This is a genomic window from Glutamicibacter sp. BW78 (assembly GCF_002332245.1).
GTDB classification, from domain to species: domain Bacteria; phylum Actinomycetota; class Actinomycetes; order Actinomycetales; family Micrococcaceae; genus Arthrobacter_H; species Arthrobacter_H rhombi_A.
In genome coordinates this window covers 1-1,198 of record NZ_NRGU01000015.1, presented here as the reverse complement: position 1 = coordinate 1,198, position 1,198 = coordinate 1, and the positions used below count along the sequence as shown (strand labels likewise).

Genomic DNA, 1,198 nt, shown 5'->3' with positions numbered 1-1,198 from the left:
TAATAAAAGAAACGGCTTTCGTCCACTCGGAATCGAGCGTGCGAATAATGGTGGAGTCGTGTTTGTACCTGGCATAGAGTTCAGCAAGCCCAGGAAGCTTGCCGCCTTCTATGCCGTTCTGGAGATCGGTGCGATCCCATCCTGACGAGGCCAGAGAGCACAGCACGGCCATTCGAGCCTCAGAGGGAGAGCTGTAACGACCTTGGTGGGACATACCATCGACGCCGATCTGCCTTGCAACAGGGCCCAGGGCGAGGGACTCCTCTGAGGAGTGCCGAGGGTACGCCCGGCGTGGTTGTGCCGGGGTTGGGGCTTTGGCGGCACGCAGCTGCTCAATTTCGTTGTGTAAGGCTGCACTCAAGCGTGTGATGGCGTCAGCGGGGTTGGGAGTAGCGAAGATTTCCAGCGCCCGTGAGAGCGGGGTGACCAGCTTTTGCCAACCGTTGGTCTTGTGGCGAGAGCCAGGAGTACGAACGCAGCCACTACGAGCAGAACGATGCGGGGAAGGATCCAGCGAGGGAAAACGCAAGGCCAGAGCCTCAACCAGTTCCCTCGCCTCGGTTGCTCCGAGGGAATCGCCGAGCGGTACGTAGATGTGTCGACCGGAAGAGGGGCTGACGTCCTCGACGAAACGTAATCCTGTGGAAGTAAGCAGGGAACGGGCCGAGGAAAGCTCGTGATCAAAATTCGCTGAATCCACTTGGCCGGCATCGAAGTCCAGGCAGAGGGTCCGAGCAAGTCCTGCAGGGGAGTAAATGAGAACGGCCNNCTGGCGGGGAGTGTGTCGTCCAGTGGACGCTCAGAGGCCTTGAGGTAGTCCTGATCGGCGTTCATTGTACGAAAGACGGGCTGACCAGCGATAAGGGGAGCGAAGAAGCTCCACAATTCAGCGGGGGAGGGTACGGGGTCATCAACATCACCCGAGCATGCGGGCGTGTTTGTGGACAGACGGGATGTCCCCGGGTAACTTAGGGAGTGCATTAGCTGCTTTCTCTTAGCGAGCGAGCGTTAGATCAGTTCTTTGGAATGGAGCGGTCTACCTCTCATCAAGCTGGAACTTGATGAGTACTACTTCAGAAGTGGGTCAGCGCCAACTGGCCCACTTCTTGTTTTAACTAGCTTGCGCGAGCCTCCCTCTGGTGGAAGAGCTCCTCTTGGTCTGAGTCAGGGGAGTACCACGCAGGAACTCCCTCTTCGT

General features: G+C 58.0%; 1 pseudogene. It reads right to left on the bottom strand.

The features are described 5' to 3' along the window. A pseudogene (locus CIK75_RS16405) lies at nt 1-700 on the bottom strand (hypothetical protein); the annotation flags it as partial. Between the last annotated feature and the right edge of the window lie 498 nt (nt 701-1,198).